This is a genomic window from Bradyrhizobium sp. USDA 4502 (assembly GCF_054063355.1).
Map to the genome: position 1 here is coordinate 1,972,354 of NZ_JBSSGF010000001.1, position 16,147 is coordinate 1,988,500.

The 16,147-nt window shown below is 62.6% G+C and carries 16 protein-coding genes; 12 read left to right on the forward strand and 4 right to left on the reverse strand.

Annotation, left to right across the window (positions count from 1 at the left end):
- Nucleotides 1-41: 41 nt before the first annotated feature.
- The gene (locus ACVW1B_RS08655) at nt 42-962 is read left to right on the forward strand and encodes a LysR substrate-binding domain-containing protein (protein WP_456791960.1); all 921 of its coding nucleotides are present in this window, start codon (nt 42-44) and stop codon (nt 960-962) included.
- A 103-nt stretch (nt 963-1,065) separates the two neighbouring features.
- Here ACVW1B_RS08655 and ACVW1B_RS08660 read toward each other — a convergent pair whose 3' ends face one another.
- On the reverse strand, nt 1,066-1,428 hold the full coding sequence (locus tag ACVW1B_RS08660; protein ID WP_253609283.1) for a hypothetical protein: 363 nt from the start codon (nt 1,426-1,428) through the stop codon (nt 1,066-1,068).
- An 8-nt stretch (nt 1,429-1,436) separates the two neighbouring features.
- Nucleotides 1,437-1,967 (reverse strand): hypothetical protein, encoded by a 531-nt coding sequence (locus ACVW1B_RS08665; RefSeq protein WP_456791961.1) that lies wholly within the window; start codon nt 1,965-1,967, stop codon nt 1,437-1,439.
- Nucleotides 1,968-2,033: 66 nt separating this feature from the next.
- On the opposite strand from ACVW1B_RS08665, the gene ACVW1B_RS08670 reads away from it, so the two are divergent.
- Both ACVW1B_RS08670 and ACVW1B_RS08675 read left to right on the forward strand, forming a co-directional pair.
- Complete coding sequence (locus ACVW1B_RS08670) at nt 2,034-2,645, forward strand: exopolysaccharide biosynthesis protein (RefSeq protein ID WP_225646071.1); 612 nt, start codon at nt 2,034-2,036, stop codon at nt 2,643-2,645.
- A gap of 109 nt (nt 2,646-2,754) precedes the next feature.
- Complete coding sequence (locus ACVW1B_RS08675) at nt 2,755-3,027, forward strand: DUF2312 domain-containing protein (protein ID WP_016842183.1); 273 nt, start codon at nt 2,755-2,757, stop codon at nt 3,025-3,027.
- Between the two features lie 214 nt (nt 3,028-3,241).
- On the opposite strand, the gene ACVW1B_RS08680 is transcribed toward ACVW1B_RS08675, so the two are convergent.
- The gene (locus tag ACVW1B_RS08680) at nt 3,242-3,871 is read right to left on the reverse strand and encodes an alpha-ketoglutarate-dependent dioxygenase AlkB (RefSeq protein ID WP_456821527.1); all 630 of its coding nucleotides are present in this window, start codon (nt 3,869-3,871) and stop codon (nt 3,242-3,244) included.
- A gap of 474 nt (nt 3,872-4,345) precedes the next feature.
- On the opposite strand from ACVW1B_RS08680, the gene ACVW1B_RS08685 reads away from it, so the two are divergent.
- The 9 genes from ACVW1B_RS08685 (at nt 4,346) to ACVW1B_RS08725 (ending at nt 15,533) form a co-directional block, all read left to right on the forward strand.
- Nucleotides 4,346-5,332, forward strand: coding sequence for an ABC transporter permease (locus tag ACVW1B_RS08685; protein ID WP_057017121.1), 987 nt, complete (start codon nt 4,346-4,348; stop codon nt 5,330-5,332).
- Nucleotides 5,333-5,391: 59 nt separating this feature from the next.
- A complete protein-coding gene (locus tag ACVW1B_RS08690; RefSeq protein WP_028334112.1) occupies nt 5,392-6,414 on the forward strand; it encodes a sugar ABC transporter substrate-binding protein in 1,023 nt (340 codons plus the stop codon).
- A gap of 115 nt (nt 6,415-6,529) precedes the next feature.
- A complete protein-coding gene (locus tag ACVW1B_RS08695) occupies nt 6,530-8,641 on the forward strand; it encodes an ABC transporter permease (protein WP_253609281.1) in 2,112 nt (703 codons plus the stop codon).
- A 3-nt stretch (nt 8,642-8,644) separates the two neighbouring features.
- Nucleotides 8,645-9,763 (forward strand): SMP-30/gluconolactonase/LRE family protein, encoded by a 1,119-nt coding sequence (locus ACVW1B_RS08700; RefSeq protein ID WP_253609280.1) that lies wholly within the window; start codon nt 8,645-8,647, stop codon nt 9,761-9,763.
- On the forward strand, nt 9,760-11,301 hold the full coding sequence (locus ACVW1B_RS08705; RefSeq protein ID WP_456823014.1) for a sugar ABC transporter ATP-binding protein: 1,542 nt from the start codon (nt 9,760-9,762) through the stop codon (nt 11,299-11,301). The genes ACVW1B_RS08700 and ACVW1B_RS08705 overlap by 4 nt, the downstream gene beginning before the upstream one ends.
- 130 nt (nt 11,302-11,431) lie before the next feature.
- Nucleotides 11,432-12,106, forward strand: coding sequence for a GntR family transcriptional regulator (locus tag ACVW1B_RS08710; protein ID WP_229189506.1), 675 nt, complete (start codon nt 11,432-11,434; stop codon nt 12,104-12,106).
- 111 nt (nt 12,107-12,217) lie between these two features.
- Nucleotides 12,218-13,894: an AMP-binding protein gene (locus ACVW1B_RS08715; protein ID WP_253609279.1), complete on the forward strand. Its 1,677-nt coding sequence runs from the start codon at nt 12,218-12,220 to the stop codon at nt 13,892-13,894.
- Between the two features lie 11 nt (nt 13,895-13,905).
- Complete coding sequence (locus tag ACVW1B_RS08720; protein WP_309144975.1) at nt 13,906-15,210, forward strand: acyl-CoA dehydrogenase family protein; 1,305 nt, start codon at nt 13,906-13,908, stop codon at nt 15,208-15,210.
- Between the two features lie 134 nt (nt 15,211-15,344).
- Nucleotides 15,345-15,533 (forward strand): hypothetical protein, encoded by a 189-nt coding sequence (locus ACVW1B_RS08725; protein WP_310880357.1) that lies wholly within the window; start codon nt 15,345-15,347, stop codon nt 15,531-15,533.
- Between the two features lie 128 nt (nt 15,534-15,661).
- Here the strand turns inward: ACVW1B_RS08725 and ACVW1B_RS08730 are convergent, their stop codons facing one another.
- Entirely contained in the window at nt 15,662-16,063 is a 402-nt protein-coding gene (locus tag ACVW1B_RS08730; RefSeq protein WP_253609277.1) for a hypothetical protein, read from the reverse strand.
- Nucleotides 16,064-16,147: the final 84 nt, after the last annotated feature.

Below are 16,147 nucleotides of genomic sequence, written 5' to 3' on the forward strand. Positions count from 1 at the left end.
TGTAAAATTCGAAATATCGTTCGCTGATATCGGAAATTTTTATGTCTCTGACGTTCCGTCAGGTTCGGCATTTCATCGCAACCGCCGAGACCGGGCGCGTTTCGGCTGCCGCGGCGGCGCTCAGCGTGACGCAATCTGCGGTCACCGCGTCCATCAAGGCGCTCGAGGCCGAGCTCGGCCACAAGCTGTTCGACCGTCACTCGAACGGCGTGACGCTGACCTTTGACGGACGGGAGTTCTTGCAGCGTGCCCGCGCGATCGAGGCCAGCGTATCGGATGCGATACGCGGGCCGCATCGCTGGGGAATGCAGGTGGACGGCACCGTCGATGTCGCCGTCAGCTACACCATCGCCGGATATTTCCTGCCGCCCTTGTTGTCGCGCTTCTGGCGATCATTTCCGGGCATCACGGTGCGTCTCCACGAGTTTCCGCGTGACGCGATCGAGCAGAGCTTGATCAGCGGTAGCGTCGATGCGGCCATCATGCTGGTTGCGAACTTGCATGACCGGCACTCCATTCGCTCGCGGCTCTTGTTGCGCTCGCCGCGTCGCTTGTGGACTTGCGTCAATCATCCGTTGCTTCGCAAGGACAGCATCAAGCTGGCGGACCTGGTGAGCGAGCCCTATCTGATGTTGACCGTCGATGAAGCCGAACGCTCCGCGATGCGTTACTGGCAGCATACGGCGTACGTGCCGAACGTCATCTTCCGGACCCTGTCGGTCGAAGCGGTTCGCAGCATGGTCGCAACCGGCATGGGAATTACAATCCTGTCCGACATGGTCTACCGTCCCTGGTCGCTCGAAGGACATCGCATCGATCTCAAGACGCTCGATGACGCCGTCCACACCATGGATGTCGGGCTTGCCTGGAAGGACAAGGCGAAGCTTTCTCCGGCGGCTCGCGCGTTCTGCGAGTTCGTCGCTCATTCCTATCCCGGATCCGAGCCGGTCCAATTTGAATAGCGGACTTGCACGTGCCAAGGCAGGTTTGATGATGGATTGGACCGAAGGTTGCCGACACGTGCCTCTGCGCCAACGTCGAACAGGGCAAAGGCGGCGCAGGACGTCAGGAGGTACCTGTCGGCTTGGACATCGCTGAAAGCGCGCGTCTCAGGGCATTGGCGGCGACAACGCCTGCGCAGCAGCCGGCACCTTTGACGAATATGTCTTTTATGTAGCCATGCCTGCCGGCGAGCAGCTTTTGAATGAGTTCGAAGCCGACGATGACGGCGAGCAGTGCCAGCAGGATCGGCAGGACATGCTTCGGATAGGCGAGCGAAAAAACGGCACCGACGACGAAGAGCGCCGCAAAGCGATCGGCGTTTGGCGATATCAACGTGTGGGGACGAAATGCCAGCGTTGTATCGGTGACGATGAAGAGGCCCAGGATCAACCCCCAAGCCAAATATCGGAATACGGTTTGGGGCATTTCTGAACTCAACGGGCCATGCCGCCGGGCGCGACATTGAGCGGTGCGCCGCCAGTCGAAACGGGACCCGAAGGCCTAACGGCCCGAGGCGGCGGCTTTCTCGGCTGCGGGGCGGGTGGCGGGATCGGGGCACGCGGCGCCTCGGCCGTAACAGGTGGCGGCGGCGCTGTCGGCGGGGGCAGATGCTGCAACTCTTCGACCTTCGAGGTCAGGACCGCCAACTGGTCGGTAATGGCCTTCAACTGCGCCTGCCCGTCGGCTACTGACCGATCGAGTGCGGCGAGGTCTTCCTCGAGCTTCTGTTGGGCCGCGAGGAGAGTTGGCAACGCCTCCTTGTCGCTCGTCGTCATCGCTCCGCCGGACGATTCGTGGCTTATGGCGGGGACCAATGCCGCGACTTCGGGCCAAGCGTAGACGCCGCCGGCGCCGACAAGGGCGACGACGACGATCAGAAGAAACCATGGCCAGCGGCGGCGACCGGCGGGCAGGGGGCTGTTCGGCGCATGGCCGTGCCACGCCTGGTCGGAATCGTTGTCCATCAATGCTTCCTAGGCGCCTCTGGCATTCGTTGCAATCGATACGGAGTTCGACCATGTTACCGGGTAATGCTTCATTTGCCCGCTCCCCTCTCAGCGCCTACCCGTACTTCCCAGCTCCTCGAAGAACTCGTCGCGCAAGCACCTGACGGCCCCGTCGACCTCGAATGGCTCCTCAGCCATCTGGACAGGCGCTCGTTCGGGTTGCTCCTGCTGTTGCTGGGGCTGCTCGTGATCGTCCCCGGCGTGGCCACAATTGCGACGCTGGCCCTCCTATTTCCGGCGGTCGAGATGATGTTGGGGCACAGTGCTCCATCTTTTCCCCGCTTCCTGTCGAAGCGGCCGTTCGACTTCAAGCGATTCAAGCGGTTCACCGTCAGGGCGGGTCCGCTGCTGCGCGCGATCGAGAACATCAGCCGGCCGCGCTGGAACGCGCGCCATGACGTGACTGACCGGCTTGTTGGCTTGGTCGTGTTCCTGTTGGGTCTGCTGGCGGGCTGGCCCCTGCCTCTGGTCAACGTCATTCCCGGAATTGTGGTCGTCCTGATCGCGATCGCTTACCTGCAGGAAGATGGTCTGCTGCTGGCCGTAGCAATGGCGGCCGCGGTGATGTCCCTGCTTGGCCTTGGATGGACACTCTGGACGTCGGCCGCAGCCGTGATCAGCTGGATCGCGGTCTGAAATACCGCGGCAAGCCGCGGGATAGATGCGCTACAGGAACCGATGAAGCTTAAGACATTGGTTATCACTTTGCTTTCATTTTCACCGCCTCATTCAACAAAGAGGCACCATGTCTGACATCACCATTCCCGGCGGAAAAATTCGTTCCTTCATCGAGCGGATCGAGAATCTGGACGCTGAACTGCAGGAACTGAACGAGCAGAAGAAGGAAGTGTTTTCGGAAGCCAAGGGTGAGGGTTTCGACGTGAAGATCCTCAAGGAGATCGTCAAACTGCGAAAGCAGGATCAGGATGAGCGTGACGAGCGCGAATCCCTGCTCGATCTCTATATGCGCGCCATGGAAACGGCACCGGCGGACAAGGCTGCTGCGAAAGCGGCGTGAGAAGCCCGGTGCGTTCCCCGCGATCGACTCCGGGGACGCGCGATCTCTCGGCGGACGAACTTCCCAAGTTCGTCCGCCCCCGTCCCATCAACCATTCGCGCGGCGTTGGTCGCACCTTCCGCTCATGATTGCGTCTTCCGATTGGATCGAAGTAGCGCTCGATCAGGGTTGATGCGGCGATGCGCAGCGGATCGCTGGAACCGGCAATCCAAGGTCATCGCGACGCTTTGGCGCCCCGCGCCGTTTCGACCATGGTTCGAAAAGTGATCGAATATCTGGGGGCCTCGACCGGCGGAATGCTGTGCTCCCATATCTGCCGTGCATCACCGGCCATCAGATAGAGTGATCGGGACGCCGCCTCGAGCGTGAACCGCTCCCACCCGTTTTCCGTCCGGCGTCGGAAGCGGAACTTGCATGCGGATCCCAGGGACAGTCCGAAAATCCTGTCGAAATGCGGCTTGTCGCGGTGCCAGCCGATACCGACGCCGCGATCATACTCGGTGCACAGGATCTGCCCGATCTCGGTCGACGCGCCGCCGAAGGATTGGATCGCGGCGACGATGTCGCTTAACCAGGAGGGGATCGGTTCGGTACATTCCAGTCGGCGCGACCCATAGTCGTACCGGTAACCGAACGAGGCCACGCGGCGCTTGCCTTCGAACTGTCCGAACTGGAAGGGGGCAAGCGGAAGTGCCCGGATGTGGCGGATGAGCTCGCCCTCGGTTGCTTTGGAGATGAAATCCGGCGCGTAGCGCAGACCCGCCGGTCCTGCGGCGGGCGCATCGAACATCGACAGTTGCTCGGACAATCTGGTGCCGTCAGTGATTGCGAACCTGCCACGCATATGGGCGCGCCGAGACTGAATTTAAACCGGCCGTCAGGTCGCTCGGTCTTCCATCTGGCGCGGCTTCGATGGGCGAAAGGCGGCGTCAAAGCTCGGTCTCGGCATTCTCTTTCGCCACGATCTTCAGGCCTTGGCCAGGAGCGATTGCCGCAACGTCGTCGGCTTCGTTCCGTCGCCGCGGGTGACGGCGCTATGAGGACCAGTTGGCCTTAGGGACAGGCTCTCAAGCCGAATGTATCCAATATAGCAATGTCGGCTTCAAAAGGACCGATCGAACTCGGAAAATGCGCTTCGATCGCGGATCGCCAGAACATACATATATCCATGTAGATATAGACAGTTATGGAGGGTTTCAGGTGTGAATATATCCTCCGGTCAAACCAGCTGCTGTCCAAATCTTGGATACGGATGTTGACTTCTGGATACATTCTGTTCAATTTCCGCCCACAATAAAATCAATCCTGGGAGGACCCGGTGACCGGCAGTTCGGGCGCGCGCGGGGCGAAATTGACGCAGACGACGGCCGTGCTGGTGATGTGCGCGGTCCTGATCGTCATTTTTTCGATCTTCCTGAAGGGCTTCCTGACGCTGGGCAATCTGTTCGCGCTGGCGCGCAACATTTCGATACTCGGCATTCTCGCGCTCGGCATGGCCGTGGTCGTGATCGGGCGTGGACTGGATCTGTCGCAAGTCGCCTCCTTTGCCGCTTCCACCGCGATCGCGATCATCCTGATGAACTCGGGCTACGCGACGCCGGTCGCGCTGCTGATCGGCTTCGTGATGGCGATCGCCATCGGCATCCTGAACGGGTTTCTGATCTCGGTGATCGAGATGCCGCCGCTGCTGACGACGCTGGCGTCGAGCCTGGCGGTGCTGGGGATCGTGCGCACCACAGCGGTGCAGCACTATGTCGTCTATCTTTCCAAGGGGCATGACGAATTCCTGCGGCTCGGCGGCAACATCTGGGGCGGCGTTCCGATCTCGATCCTGATCTTCGCGGCCACCGCGGTCGTGGTGCATCTTTTCCTGTCGCGCACCGTGATCGGGCGCTTCGTCTATGCCCATGGCGACAATCCGGATGCCGCGCGTCAGACCGGTCTGCCGACCCGCCCGCTGACCATGATCGAGTACGCGCTGTGCGCCGCGATCGGGTATGTCGGCGGTGTCGTGATGGTCGCGCAGACGGCGCTGATGCATCTCCAGGTCGCGGAATCGACGATCATTTTCGACGTCATCATGGTTGTGGTGCTCGGTGGCGTCAGCCTCGTCGGCGGCCGCGGCAACGTGATGAGCGTCATCGCCGGAACGCTGCTGATCGGCGTGCTGCTGAACGGCATGACCATCATGGACATGGACGTGCAGACCCAGAACATCGTCAAGGGTGTCGTGCTGCTGATCGCGATCCTGCTCGATTCCCGGCTGCATCCGCGCGACGAGGAGACGTCGAAGCAGGGCGATTAAAGCTCTGCATCAACCAACGGGCCGCAACAGTCGGCCGACATAACAGGGGAGGAATTGACATGACGAAAGCTGTGCACAGGAGGGCGTTTGCCGGCATCGGGCTGGCCGCGATGGTGGCAACCGCCGCGCTGGTGGCTGCGCCATCGCAGGCGGCCGGGCCGCGCGACCAGCTGCGCGAGAAATTCGACAAGTCGCTCAAGGGCAAGACGGTGGCCTGGTCGCCGGTCTGGATGGGTGTTCTGGAATCCGAATGGACGCGCGTGATGAAGGATCGTTTCGACGATTACGGCATCAAGCTCGTCACCCGCGACGCCAACATGAAGTCCGACATCCAGCTTCAGACCGTCAGCGACTATATCAACGACAAGCCCGACGTGATCGTGGTGCAAAATCCGAACGTCACGCTGCTCGCCAAGGAGCTGAAGCGTGCGATGGACGCGGGCATCTATGTCGTGCAGGTCAACATGGCATCGAACACCCTGACCGACGCCTATGTCGGCGTCGATGCCAAGGATCTCGGCACCAAGATCGCGCGCGAGGTCATCAATCAGTGTGGCGGCGGCAAGGGCTCCGGCGAGGTTGCGATCCTCGAAGGTGAGGCGACCGCGGCCTATTCGCTCGACATGAAGAATGGCGCGATGGAGGTGTTCAAGACCGACCCGTCGATCAAGGTCGTGTCGTCGCAGCCGACCAGCTGGGACGCCAACAAGGCCGGCGACATCACGACCACCGTGTTGCAGCAGCATCCCAAGCTGTGCGGGATCCTCAGCGTCTGGGGACCGCAAACCGCGGGCGCGGCGCAGGCGATCAAGGCCGCCAACATGGGCGACAAGGTGAAGGTGTTCGTCGCCAGCGACGGCCAACCTGCGGATTGCGATCTGCTCGAGCAAGGCGCGTTCTCCGCGAACCTGTCGTATCGCGCCGACGTGCAGGGCCAGACCATCGCCGACGCGGTGATTGCGCTGTTGCAGAGCGGCGACAAGCCGGGCGCGAAGAACATCGCCTATTACACGACCCCCGCCTGGGTGAAGTCGAAGGACGATCGCATGTACTGCTTCAGCATCCCGAAGGGCGCGAAGTAAGTCGTTCCGGCGCCCGCGCCCACCGCGGCGCGGGCAGGCCGGAGCTGTCGATCCAAATCCCCCGTGTCGTCCCGCCGTTCGGCCGCTGCTGCGCCGAGCCCGCCGGAGTCTGTTGATGAAGAGCCTGCAACGAGCCTGGCACCGCCATTCGCCCCAGTTGTTCCTGGGCGAACTGCTTGAGAAGCGCTGGATGGAGCCGATCATTCCATTCACGCTGACGATCGCGGTTTTCCTGGCCTTCGCGATCATGATCCCGCGCTACCTGACGGCGGGCAGCCTGCAGGAACTGATGCGGAATTTCGCGGAGCAGGGCATGGTCGCGGTCGCGATGGCCTTCTCCGTGCTGTCGGGCGGCATCGACCTGTCGGTCGGCGCGGTGTTCGCGATGTCGAACTTCCTCGCGCTCTATCTGTATCTCATCCTCGGGCTGCCGCTGCCCGTGACGATCGTGCTTGTGGTCCTGTTCGGTGCGGCGATGGGCGCGATCAACGGCGGCCTGATTGCCTACGGCAAGACCCGGCCGTTCCTGACGACGCTCGTCGTCCTCATCATCGTCCGCGCCGCCTACAACAAGGTGACGGTTGCGTTCACGAACGAACTCGCGAGCATCGACAGCGGGTCCAGTACGTGGGACTTCATGGGCTCGGGGAGGGTTCTCGGCATTCCCTTCAACATGCTGGTGCTGATCCTGCTTGCGGTCGGAACCCACTTCTTCCTCACCCGCATCAAGCCCGGCGTCCACATCATGGCGGTCGGGTCGAGCCGCAAGGCGGCCCGCCACGCCGGCGTCAACGTCAAGCGCGTGCTGTTCTCCGCCTATGTGATGTCGGGCGCGATCGCGGCGCTGGCGGGGATCCTCTATGCCGCGCGGCAGAGCAGCTCGGGCACCGACACCGGCGTCGGCTGGGAGATCAACGCGCTGGCCGCGGTGGTGCTCGGCGGCATCAGCCTGGCCGGCGGCCGCGGTACCATCGCGCGCGCCGTCATGGGCGCGGCGATCATCTTCATGCTCACCAGCGGCATGGTTCGGCTCGGCATCTCCGGCAACCTGACGACCGCCATCATCGGCATCATCCTGCTGCTTGCGGTCGGCTTCAACGTGAAGTGGATCAAGAACAAGGGCAAGGTGCTGCAAAAGGTCTACGTCACCCCAAGCTGGGTTGATTTCGAGCCGCCGCCGTCGGTCGAGCGGGGCAGCGGCACGCCGTTCGCGGAGAACGATCGCCTGAAGAACGCGGAAGCGATCGCGCTCAACATGATCGAAGGCCCGGAAGACATCATCCTTGACCGCAAGGACAACCTCTACACCGTCAACCGCAACGGTTCGATCATCCGCTTTCTCGCGCCTGACTATACCGTGCGCGAGGAATTCGCACGCATCGGCGGCCGGCCCCTCGGGTTGGCGTTCGATCGGGATCAGAACCTGCTCGTCTGCATCGCGGGCATGGGCGTTTACGGTGTGAAGCCCGATCGTTCAGTCTTCAAGGTCACCGACCGCACCACGCGCACGCGTACACGCCTCAAGGACGATTCGCGGCTCTATCTCGCTGACGACCTCGACGTCGCGCCCGACGGCAAGATCTATTTCAGCGAGGCCTCGACCCGCTATGAACTGACCGACTGGGCGCTCGACGGCTTTGAGGGGCGCGGCAACGGCCGGCTGATCTGCCACGATCCGAAAACCGGGATCACCAGGACGGTCCTCAAGAACCTGACGTTTCCCAACGGCATCTGCATTTCGCATGACGGTCAGTCGGTGCTGTGGGCGAGCACCTGGCTATGCCAGATCAACCGCTTCTGGATCGCCGGCCCGAAGGCGGGCACCAGCGAAATCCTGATCGACAACCTTCCGGGCTATTGCGACAACATCAACCGCGCATCCGACGGCAAGTATTGGCTCGCTTTCGTCGGCCTGCGCACGCCGGTCTACGACCTTGCGATGCGCAACCCTGTTTTCCGTACTCGCATGGTCAAGCAGATCCCGCCGGACGAATGGCTGTGTCCGGGCATCAACTACGGCTGCGTGGTCAAGTTCGACGACAATGGCGTGGTGACGGAATCGCTCTGGGATCCGGGCGGGCTTTCGCATCCGACCATCACGTCGGTCCGTGAACACAAGGGCTATCTCTATATCGGGGGTCTGGAGAACAACCGCATCGGCCGTATCCGCCTGCAGGACGCCGACCCGACCTGGGAAGCGCACAAGTCCTATTGGGGAGGGGCCTGAGCCATGTCTCTGCTTGGCGATATCATCGATCGCGTGTTGTCCCCGAACCGGGAAGTTCACGGCATTCCGGTGCTCGACGGCGCCTTCTCCCCGAACCAGCGGCTCGATCAGGCCCGCCAGCTCGGCGAAGAGATCGAGCGGCCGGACGACATCGCGCTCGGGCAGGACGGTGCGCTCTATGTCTCGACCGGCAACCGCGTCCTGCGTTGCACGGGAGACGACTTCAACACGCGCGCGGCGTTCGCGACGCTCGACGGCCCGGTCGGCGGGCTTGCCTGCACGCCGGACGGCCGGCTGCTCGCCTGCGTCTCCGGCGTGGGGTTGGTGGCGCTTTCGCCAACTGGCGAGATCGCCGGCAAGCTCGAAAGCGTCGGTGGTGAGAAGATTGCCTGTCCGTTGTCGGTGACGGTCGCGCCGGACGGGGCGATCTACCTGACCGACGGTTCGCGAAACAATCGGCCAGAGCATTGGCTGACCGACCTGATGCAGAACCGCGCCCCGTCGGGCCGGCTCATTGCCTGCAATTCCTCGCTCGGCGGTGCGAGCGCGCGTGCGGACAAGCTCGCATGGCCGCTCGGCGTGGTCGTATCCGGTGACGGCAAGGATGTGTGGGTCGCCGAGTCCTGGGCCCACCGCCTGACCGCTTTTTCACGTGCGGGTGACGACAGGCGCGTGATCGTCAAGAATCATACCGGCTACCCGGCGCGTCTTGCCCGAGGCGAGAATGGTGAGGTCTGGATGGCCTTCCTCGCGCTCCGCACGCAATTGACCGAATTCGTCCTGCGCGAGCGGGCATTCTGCGAAGAGATGATGCGGACGGTGCCACCTGAGCTTTGGATCGGGCCGGCGCTGGATGGTCGCCTCAATCCGCGCGAACCGACCCAGATCGGCCGCATCAAGAAACTCGGCATCCAGAAGCCGTGGGCCCCGCCGCGTTCCTATGGCCTTGTCGCCCGGCTCGACGCCAGGGGCGCGGCGACCGAGACGCTGCACAGCCGGGTCGATGGTCGGGTTCATGGAATCACCGCCGTCCGCCCGATCGGCTCGCGTGTGCTGGCGGTGTCCAAGGGACGCGATTGCCTCGTCGAACTGCCGCCTGGCCGCGGCATGCAAGAAGGATGAACGCCATGCCGGCCGAACAACGGGCAGGGACCCAGCTGCTTCAGATCGTCAACGGCAGCAAGGTCTATGGTGGCCTGCACGCGATCGATGGCGTCAATTTCGATCTGCGGCCGGGCGAAATCCACGCGCTGCTGGGAGAAAACGGCGCGGGGAAATCGACGCTCTGCAAGGCGATTGCCGGTGCGATCGTGCTGACCTCCGGCGACTACCTGATCCAGGGGCGCAAGGTCTCGTTCGCGTCGCCAAAGGAAGCGCTCGAGGGTGGGGTGGCGATGGTCTACCAGGAATCCAGCCTGGTCCCCTCCATGACGGTGGCGCAGAACCTTGAACTCGGCATGGAGAAATGGGTCACGGTCTACAGCAAGATCAACATCGCCGCGACCCAGTCGCTGCAATCGATGAACTTCAACGTCGACCCGCTGGTGCTGGTGGAGAATCTCGGAACGGCCAAGCGGCAGATGGTCGAAATCGTGCGTGCGGTTCGCCACAACGCCCAGGTCTTCATCTTTGATGAGCCGACCGCATCGCTGACCCCCGAAGAGACGCAGCATCTGTTCCATCTTCTCAACACCCTGAAGGAGAAGGGCGCCGGGATCATCTTCATCTCGCATGCGCTGGAAGAGGCATTGAACATCGCCGATCGCATCACCGTGCTTCGCGACGGCAAGCTGGTCGCCACCGTACCGGCGAAGGACGTCACGCGGGACGCGCTCGTGCGGATGATGGTTGGCCGTGAGGAAACCGCAGCGCAGTACGCGACCCACGGGGCTGATCCGGATGCGCCGAAGCCGCTTGCCTCCCGCGGTGAGAAGGTGCTTTCGGTCGAGAACGTGACGATGGGCAGCATCGTCAAGAATATGTCGTTCTCGGTGTTCAACGGAGAAGTCGTCGGGATCTTCGGGCTGGTCGGGGCAGGGCGCTCCGAGATCGCGCAGATCGTCAGCGGCGCCCGCAAGCGCAACTTCCTGCGCGGCGGGATGATCTATCTGCGGGACAAGCCGGTCCGCTACCGGGTGCCGCGGCAGGCGGTGCGCGACGGAATCGCCTACATCACCGAGGATCGCAAGGTCGACGGTTTCTTCGAGACGATGACGGTGGATCAGAATATCTATCTTGGCTATCTGTCGTCGCCGCGCGTCAAGCGGTTCCTTTACTCCGCGCGCGAGATGAAACGGATCGCCGATCAATGGATCTCGGCGCTCTCGATCTCTGCATTGAAGCGGACGCTGAAGATTGTCGAATATTCCGGCGGCAACCAGCAGAAAGTCGTGGTGGGAAAGTCTCTGGCCCAGGAGCCTACGGTGGTCATCTTCGACGAACCGACGCGTGGTGTCGATGTGAGCGCCATTCCACAAATTCACGAGGCGATTCGCAGGCTGGCGCGCGAGAACAAGGCGGTTGTCGTTATTTCTTCCTATCTGCCGGAGATTCTGGCTATCTCGGATCGGATCCTGGTCGCTCGCGGCGGACGTATCGTCGAGGAAATGGCACGGGCTGATGCGACCGAGGACAAGATCATGTACGCGGCCATTCATTGAAGGAGGGCCTTTCATGAGTCCTTATCAGCGGCCTCCCCATTGGAAGGACATGACGCGGGACGGCAATGAGGACGATCCGGAGTCCCGTCGCCTGATGAGCGAGAGGATCGCAAGCGAGATTCGCAGCGCGGTGCTGAGCGGCGAGATGCGGCCAGGCACGCGGATTCGGCAGGAGCTTCTTGCGGCCCATTTCGGAGCCAGCCGCATTCCCGTGCGCGAGGCGCTGAAGCAGCTCGAGAACGAGGGGCTCGTCGTGATGGCGCCGAACCGTGGCGCCTGGATTGCGGACGTCAATTCGGAAGAATCGATCGAGATCTACAAGATCCGTGAAGCGGTCGAGCCGCTTGCCATCGGCGAAAGCGTTCCAAATCTGACCGACGAGGATATCGAGACGCTTGACCGCATTGTGCGCGAACTTGAGCAGGTCACCACGCTCGAGGAATACATCCAGCTTGATCGGGAGTTTCATCTACGGACCTATTCGCGGGCGCGGATGCCGCAACTGCTCGCGATGGTCGAACGCTTCTGGAACAGCACGCAGCATTTCCGGCGACAGTTTGTGAGCGAGACCTATGCCAAGGACGGGTTTCCGTTCTCCGATCCCCAGCATGTCCTGATCATGGACGCGATCCGGGCGCGCGATGTCGAAGCTGCACAGGTGTTGGTGCGTCTCCACATCCGGCGCACGCGCGTTGTCATTCAAGCAAAAGAGAGTGGGGCGGCCCAGCCGCCCCTTGCAAGCCGTGCCGCGCTTCCGCATGCGCGTCTCGGCTCGGTCTATCGAGGAAAAAGTGCCAATGAGTAGTGGCGGCGAACGCCTTTTGCCACGGTTCCTGCTGCGCCAGGTGGCGGCGGGCTATAGCGGCCGCCGGCCCGGACGGGGCTGCCATCGTTGCGACAGTGGTGGCAAGCGGCGATGACTGTCGACCTGGATTCCGTGTCGCGTGCACGCGCTTACGAGGAAGCCGCGGGCCGGCTGCGCGCGCGGCTCGGGGAATCGGTCGCTCCGCCCGATCCCGGAAGGCGGACGGCGCTTGATCTGTTTCGAGCCGCGCCGCGCGAGGCGCCGGCCGTGTTCTATTTCGATGCGACGCAGACCTATGCCGATATCGATCGGCTCAGCGACCGGCTCGCCGCCCGCTTCGCGCAAAAAGGAGTCGGGCGCGGCGATCGGGTCGCCGTCATTCTTCAGAATGTGCCGCAGTTCGTCATCGTCAGCGTAGCGGCCTGGAAGGTCGGGGCCATCGTCGTCAGCCTCAACCCGATGTACCGCACGCCAGAGCTTCGCAAGCTGTTCGGGGATTGCGAGCCGAAGGCGGTGATCTGCCACGACGATCAATGGGAGAACGTTTTCCTGGCCGCCGGTTCGGTCGATTCCGAGCTGGTGTTCTGGACCGGCGCTCGGGAATTCCAGCTGCGAAACGATGTCCGGGTGCTGCCGGTGCCGGGCGCAGCTCCGCAGGCCCGGGCGCTGGCGACGGTTTTCGCCGAAAATGCAGCCGCACCACCGGCACCGGTTCTGACGTCCGACGACATCGCCCTTCTCTTGTATACCTCCGGAACCACGGGCGTTCCAAAGGGCGCCATGCTCACGCATCGCAATCTGGTGGCGACCGCGTTGATCTGTTGCGATCATTTCGAATTGAACGGCACGTCGTGCATCTTTGGGGTCGCGCCGCTGTTCCATATCACCGGCTTTGAAATCCAGATGGTCGCGGCGTTTGCCGCGCGTGCAGCGATGGTGCTGACCTATCGCTTCCAGCCCCAGGTCGCGCTCGATGCCTTCCTTGAATGGCGGCCGACATTCATCGTCGGTGCCATCACCGCATACATCGCGCTGATGAACCAGGCCGACGCAACGAGCCGGCATTTCGAGAGCTTCGTACATATCTATTCCGGCGGCGCGCCGATCGCGCCCTCGGTCATCGATGCCTTTGCGAGACGGTTTGGACGGGCGATCCGCAGTTCCTATGGAATGACCGAACTGACCTCTGCAAGCCATCTTGCGCCCAACGAAGGTCGGATTCCGGTCGATCCCGACTCAGGCGCGCTGTCGATCGGCAGGCCGACTTCGGGCGCCGATGCGATCGTCGTCGACGACGAGCGCCGCCCGCTCGGACCCGGCGCGCATGGCGAGGTGGTTGTGCGTGGCTCAGGCGTGATGGCCGGTTACTGGAGAAAGCCGGCGGAAACCGACGAGGTGCTGACCAACGGCTGGCTGCATAGCGGCGACGTCGGCTTCTTTGACGAGAGCGGCTGGTTCTACCTCGTGGATCGCAAGAAGGACATGATCTCCGCCTCCGGCTTCAAGGTCTGGCCGCGTGAAGTCGAAGACGTGATCTATGGCTTTCCGGGCGTGCGCGAGGCAGCCGTCGTCGGCGCCGCCGATCCCTATCGCGGCGAGACGGTGGTCGCCTTCGTCTCCGCTCAACCCGGCACCGTGATCGACGTCGCCGCGCTCTCGCGCTTCTGCCGCGAGCGACTGGCGGCCTACAAATGCCCGGTCGACATTCGCGTGCTGGACGACCTGCCGAAGACGGAATCCGGAAAAATCACCCGAAACACGCTCAGGGACGGCCTGCGCGGCCGGTAAGGAGAATCGACGTGGATATCACCCAAAGCGAGCGCAGCCAGCAACTGGCCGCGCGTCTCCAGCGCTTCATGATGGAGCACATCTATCCGAACGAGCGCCGATACTATCAGGAGGCCGAGCGGCTCGGGCCCTGGGCTGTGCATCCGGTCGTCGAGGAACTGAAGCCGCTCGCACAACTGGCCGGCCTGTGGAACCTGTTTCTGCCCACTCACGAGGACGGGCTGACCAATCTCGAATATGCCCCGCTATGCGAGATCATGGGGCGTTCGCATCTTGCTCCCGAGGTCTTCAATTGCAGTGCTCCTGACACGGGCAACATGGAGACCATCCTGCGCTACGGTACGGAGGCGCAGAAGGACCGCTGGCTGAAGCCCTTGCTGGCCGGCGAGATCCGTTCTTCCTTTGCGATGACGGAGCCCGACGTCGCCTCGTCCGACGCGACCAATGTGGCCAGCTCGATCGTCCGTGATGGCGACGATTACGTGATCAACGGTCGCAAATGGTACACCACGGGCGCCACCGATCCGCGATGCAAGATCATCATCTTCATGGGGCAGACCGATCCGCAGAATCCGGATCGTCACAAGCGTCAGTCGATGATCCTCGTGCCGAAGGAGACGCCCGGCGTGCATGTCGTCCGTTCGCTGCCCGTGCTCGGCTTCTACGGCGTACCGGATCGTGCATCCGAGGTGATATTCACCAATGTACGCGTGCCGGCCGCCAACATGCTGCTCGGCGAGGGGCGTGGGTTCGAGATCGCGCAGGGTCGGCTCGGGCCCGGACGCATTCATCATTGCATGCGGTTGATCGGCCTCTCCGAGCGCGTGCTCGAGCGCATGTGCCGGCGCGCGCTGAAACGTGTCGCCTTCGGCAAGCCTCTCGCCGAGCAAACCGTGACGCTCGAGCGGGTGGCCGAAGCGCGCATGAAGATCGACCAGGCGCGGCTGCTGACGCTCAGAGCTGCCTACATGATGGACACGGTCGGCAACAAGGCAGCGCGGCAGGAAATCGCGATGATCAAGGTCGTTGCGCCGAACATGGCGCAGACCATTGTTGACTGGGCGATCCAGGCGTTCGGGGGAGGCGGCACCAACAACGACCATTTCCTTTCGGCAGCGCTCGCGACGACTCGCTTGTTGCGACTGGCCGACGGCCCCGACGAGGTCCACCGCAACCAGATCGGCAAGCTCGAATTGCGCCGATGGCTCAATGTCGATCCCTCACGAACCGGCGGTGGCGCGGATTCGTTGTCGCCCGATGAATCCGAATCCTGGTCCGAAGGCGGCCTGTGGCCGCGCCCGAAAGATTTGCCATAGGCGGGTTGGGAGGGGGCTGGAGCCGAGGCATCGGCTCCAGCGCTGATCAACAAAAGGAGAGTTGTGAGCGATCTCACAGGGGGACGTCGAGTCCTGCACTAGTCAGGAATTTCTCAGAACCAACGGAGGTTCGCATGAAGCTCCTGATGATCGCCGGCCTGACCGCCCTCGCGCTTTTTCTGGCTGCGACGAATGTCCCGAGATCGCATCCATCGTCCGTGAGCCACACATCGGTGGCAGGGATGCCCGCTGTGCAAGATAAGCTGCCGGTTGAAGATTTCGACGATCGATCGCTGGTGTTTCCGAGGGGAACTCAGCAATAGAGAGAATGGTGCCGTCGCATCCGAACGCATTCGGTTCGGGATGAGCGGGCTGGAAATCGTCTGGCGTTGAACAGCGCGACGCGTCGGACGGCTTGTTCGCTTGCGCAGCCCCCGTCGCGCGCTGTGTTTCAAAAACTCATGAAGATCGGGTTGATCTCAGCGGGATCGCCGACATGTTCTGGGAATTGAAACGGCGCACCGTGGCGATCGACTATCAGAATTGCCAGTAGCAGCGCCAACACCGCAGCGATGTAGATCAGCAGTGGCGACGCGTCCCGGCTGGTGGGATTGCGATCCCGCGGCGGCAACACGCGAGAATGCCAAATGCGCGAGATGAACTGCAGATATGCTTTCGGATGTATTTGCATGTTCGACCTCGATTGTGAGGCGCCTTTACCAAGACTGCGACCGCGTGGGCCGCTCTTCAAGGCGCCGCTTGTCGCACCCCGAACCGAATACGAACTCCCTTGTTGATTACTGGTGAAATGGGCACGTTGTTGCCAGGGGCCAAGCCCGTCGCCCATGGACACGCCAGATTTTCAGAATGACCGCCGGCGGGGCCGATGGACGCCAGGGAGCACTTTGGCCGGGCAGCAAAAACGGGCAGAATGGCC